At 30.7% G+C, this 4,126-nt stretch carries 5 protein-coding genes and 1 pseudogene; 2 read left to right on the top strand and 4 right to left on the bottom strand.

Annotated features, from left to right (window positions below; all coding sequences use genetic code 11):
• Window positions 1-629 precede the first annotated feature (629 nt).
• From Q7P22_RS14350 to Q7P22_RS14330, 4 genes and pseudogenes are all read right to left on the bottom strand, one after another.
• Window positions 630-824, bottom strand: a complete 195-nt coding sequence (locus Q7P22_RS14350; RefSeq protein WP_303865068.1) for a hypothetical protein — start codon at window positions 822-824, stop codon at window positions 630-632.
• Window positions 794-1,414 (bottom strand): annotated as a pseudogene (locus Q7P22_RS15075) (exonuclease domain-containing protein); the annotation flags it as partial. The gene Q7P22_RS14350 and the pseudogene Q7P22_RS15075, both read right to left, overlap by 31 nt.
• A 23-nt stretch (window positions 1,415-1,437) precedes the next feature.
• Window positions 1,438-1,662, bottom strand: coding sequence for an exonuclease domain-containing protein (locus Q7P22_RS14335; protein ID WP_303865067.1), 225 nt, complete (start codon window positions 1,660-1,662; stop codon window positions 1,438-1,440).
• Between the two features lie 185 nt (window positions 1,663-1,847).
• Entirely contained in the window at window positions 1,848-2,933 is a 1,086-nt protein-coding gene (locus tag Q7P22_RS14330; RefSeq protein ID WP_303865066.1) for a hypothetical protein, read from the bottom strand.
• A gap of 224 nt (window positions 2,934-3,157) precedes the next feature.
• Here Q7P22_RS14330 and Q7P22_RS14325 point away from each other — a divergent pair, with 224 nt between their 5' ends.
• Together Q7P22_RS14325 and Q7P22_RS14320 are read left to right on the top strand one after the other, a co-directional pair.
• On the top strand, window positions 3,158-3,694 hold the full coding sequence (locus Q7P22_RS14325) for a type I restriction enzyme HsdR N-terminal domain-containing protein (RefSeq protein WP_303865065.1): 537 nt from the start codon (window positions 3,158-3,160) through the stop codon (window positions 3,692-3,694).
• Window positions 3,695-3,803: 109 nt separating this feature from the next.
• Window positions 3,804-4,126, top strand: a 323-nt coding sequence (locus Q7P22_RS14320) for a virulence RhuM family protein (protein WP_303865064.1), incomplete at its 3' end; no start/stop codon positions are given.

Raw genomic sequence — 4,126 nt, 5'->3', positions numbered from 1 at the left:
TAATATGAGAGGTAGGTATTTGCGGAATAAAGCAAATTTTGATGTAAATATTTACGATACTTAGATAATAAGAAATTTTCTCAAAGAATTTTAAGGAGAAAATAGTCTATAATGAAGTTGCGTCATATTGCAAAGTAAAAGGAAGTGGGGAAGAAGTAGCATATGCTGATGTGAGTTTTATTAATAAACAGAGCAGAAAGTAGAACCCTAGACACAATCTGCCCTTAAGGCGATAGAATTTCCGCTTTCTGCTTTCCGTTAAAAATGGGAACATCCTTATTCAATGTACCCTGAAACCGTTGTGGAGGTGAAAATCCTAACGAAAGAATACATCAATCACTACAATTATGAAAGAGGTCACCAAAGCTATGACTACAAAATACTAGCAGACATCTACTTTAGTTTTACTGCTAGTGCAGCTTAATCAAGAAAGGAGTCATAACTAAGAATTTCTAAATACAAGTGTGCACATTATAGATTATCTTCTAATTTTTTAATACAGTCAGTGCTCTGATCATTAATATCTGTGACAAATTTCTGTTTATATTGATCGTTTGATAGAATAGTCTTATAACTTCAACGTGAGTAGAATGTTGCTAGCTTCATATAACCAGGCCCACTAAATAAGTCTATATAACTACATTTCTCCCATTAGTAATTGTTTGAATATTAATGCGATCCATGTCGATATCATAAATAATTTCATAAAATTCATCCTCGGAAATAATATGTGAATCTTGTCCATCTTCTATAAGTTTTTTTGCTTTCTTAGTTTTAGAGCTTTCTTTTCCATCTATAAATTTAGAATAGTCTTGTATGCCCATAACGGGATAATCAGATAATTTGTTTTCTTTGTTACACCGTCTCCAACAAGTCCACCTAAATTTACGACTATTTGCATAGCTTCCTTTCGTATCATCCTCGTCAAGGTGCCAGTAAATACGCAGGTCTTATCTTGTAATATACAGTCACCATCGTAATTTATATCAAGATTAGGAGTAATATCTCTAGCTTTTAATGAATACGTTTTAATCTTAAGCAAATTATATAAATCATTTGTTTCTACATGGTTTTTAATATGATTATATAACTCAAATGTTGCACTACAATCGGCTAATGATCTATGTACTGGTTTATTTCTAAGATTCAATTTTTCTGATAGGTAAGATAGTTTATGCTTTTTGAATTTAGGGTATATTCTTCTGGACAATCTTAATGTATCAATAAAATCGTTTTTGATTTCTTTGTCTAAATAAAATAAAGCATTGTCATAAATAAAGTTCATATCAAAATTCACATTATGCCCAATAAGTGTAGAGCCTCCAATAAAATCAATAAATTCTACTAAAACATCTTCAATCTTCGGAGCGTCTTTTAACATTTCTGTTGTAATACCTGTTAGGTCAGTAATAAATTCGCTAACTTCATCGACAAAAACTAACGAATTAAAGTATTCACTACTTCATTATTTTCTACTTTAAGTGCTGCAAATTCAATGATTTCGTCAAAGTTAGGGTTAAGTCCAGTTGTTTCTATGTCAATAATCGTGTAGTGGGTAGGCAACGACAAAAGACTTTTGCCCTTGTTTCTAACGATATTTTCTTTATTTTCATGAAAAATTGAAATTTTACCATCAGCATTAATAGACATACGTATATACAAATTAAATCCTCCTTAAGAATATAATAAAAACCATAATACAAATAAGCCGTAGTTGCCATTTCTTATGTTGTTTTTTGTAGAAATTTTATTACTAAGCTTTATTAGTTTTCCCTATAATCCATTAGCTGCTCTTTCTTGAACTTAATAAACTGTAGAATCTCTTTTTGTTCTCATTGTATATAGCATTAAATTAGCTGGATACTTGTTTTAATAATTTTTTCATATTCCTTTTTCGATATAGCAGTTGGTAATCCCATAGCTACGTTCATAATTTGATTCAAGTTGAATGATGGACAATATCTAAAGGTATCAGTCGCTAAATTAATGCGTTTAATTAAGGAATCCTTATCTAATATGTATGTGCCTCCATTTTGCTTGTAATAACTGTACCATGGATTATTAGTACCACTAATCTGAAGTCGATGGCAACCAAAGGGGTTAGCTGTCATATAACTTGCGCCAAAACAAAAGTCAGACTTTACAGTTCTGCATTTGTCACCGTAACAGTATTTAATTTTCCCAATCGTTTTTTTATCAATTATTTCACCGTTAATTGCGAAAACTGTAGATTTCCATGAAGAAATAAGATCGTATAGAACAATGAAGTCTAAAAAATCTTTCTTAGAATCAGTGTAAGTCGCAGCGTGAGTATTATTACTGTGTTTATCTATTATATTTTCATATCTAGGGGCTTTTTTTGCTAAATAAACAGCTTTCTCATAACTCTTTGATGATGATTCTCCAAATGATATCATGATAGTCCAAGTCATATTATCTATAGCAACCTCTTTGGTCTGTGGTATTATTTCCTTAGATCCACTATTTCTTAGAATAATTTCATGCTTGTCATTTAAAGTACGATTTAATAAATGTATTTTATCAATATTTTCTTTTTCCATTTGATTAAAATAAGGCTCAAAGGAGGTATAAAAATTATCAATTCTCTTTTGCTTAGCTTTATCTGTCTTTAATTTACGTATTTGTTCGAGAATATCTTCATAATATCTATCTATAAAATCATTTATAGTGTATACTTTTTTACTTTCAATTGATTTCAACATTTCAGAAGGCTTGTCACTTTTAAATTTGAGGAATTTTTCAATTCCAATTAATTTATTGACAGTTTCGATTAAAAAATCATATCTAGAAAAGAATACGTCAACTTTTTTAGTCGTGTTTACTAAGTTTGCACTTTCATTAACTTGTTTTAACCATTGCGGAGCCATAAACTCTGCTTCTTTCTCTGTTCTTGATTTAAAGAATAATCCCATATCTAACCCTCGCTTTATATTTTGATTATTAATCTCAGTTTATCAATTCTTACAGGAAGTTATCAACTGAAAAATGTAAATATAATTCTACTTTGACTACTTGAGACTCTTTACTCAATTTCATATCATGATAATACCGTATAGCTTTTTTTGTTTGTTACTGTGTTATAATATTATTAATCATATTTTGTATCCTTGGAGGTGGATTTATTGGGACGAGATGTTTGTCTGAAGAAGATATCAAAGCCAGATACATTACCCCAGCTATTACTAGTGCGGGTTGGGATATTCATAAGCAAATACGATTAGAATACGCTTTTACTGTAGGGCGTATTATTCTTCGTGGAAATATTACGGCAAGGGGAAAACAAAAACGAACGGATTATGTTCTGTTTTATAAGATCAATTTTCCATTAGCCATTGTAGAAGCAAAAGATAATAACCATGCTGTAGGAGCAGGGCTTCAGCAAGGTATCGAATATGCAAAGGCGTTGGATATCCCCTATGTTTATGCTTCAACCGGAGATGCTTTTGTGGAGCAAAATCTCATTACTGGTGAAGTGAAAGAGCTGAAATTAGAGGAGTTTCCATCACCAGAAGTACTTTACCAAAGATACCTTCTTTTTATCATTAGATACGAATACTTTTTGCTCATGAATTATAATATATACAGGAATAATTACGAAAATATTGTAATTTACTGTTGTATATATGATAAGATAAAAATAGTAAAAATGAGAAATATTCCTCCGATTATATGATTCCTCTAATTGGGAGTAATAAAAATATTAAGCGTAAATGAGCTGTTAGAAATTGCAAAGGAGTATGTATATGAACTCTGAAATCATAATGTACTAGACTGAAGATGGTTTGACAAAAATAGAAACTACTTTTGAAAATGATACTGTTTGGCTCTCCATTGACCAAATGGCAGAATTATTTCAACGCGATAAGTCTACAATCTCACGGCATATAAAAAACATATTTAGTGAGGGTGAACTAACACGTAATGCAGTTGTTGCAAAATTTGCAACAACTGCAGCTGACGGTAAAACATATCAAGTAGACTACTATAATTTAGATGTAATTATTTCTGTTGGTTATCGTGTAAAATCCTTGCGAGGCACACAGTTTAGAATTTGGGCAAGCAATGTTTTAAAAGAATATATGAAAAAAGGATTTTACACGATAAC

It is taken from the genome of Alkalibaculum bacchi (assembly GCF_937875145.1).
Classification (GTDB): Bacteria; Bacillota; Clostridia; order Eubacteriales; family Alkalibacteraceae; genus Alkalibaculum; species Alkalibaculum bacchi_A.
Note: the sequence above shows the minus strand (reverse complement) of the source record. Positions and strands in the feature narration are given on the sequence as shown.

Excerpts from the sequence above, each read along its gene's own strand:
- Q7P22_RS14350 (WP_303865068.1), bottom strand. The coding sequence starts at position 824 with ATGGGCATACAAGACTATTCTAAATTTATAGATGGAAAAGAAAGCTCT.
- Q7P22_RS14330 (WP_303865066.1), bottom strand. The coding sequence starts at position 2,933 with ATGGGATTATTCTTTAAATCAAGAACAGAGAAAGAAGCAGAGTTTATG.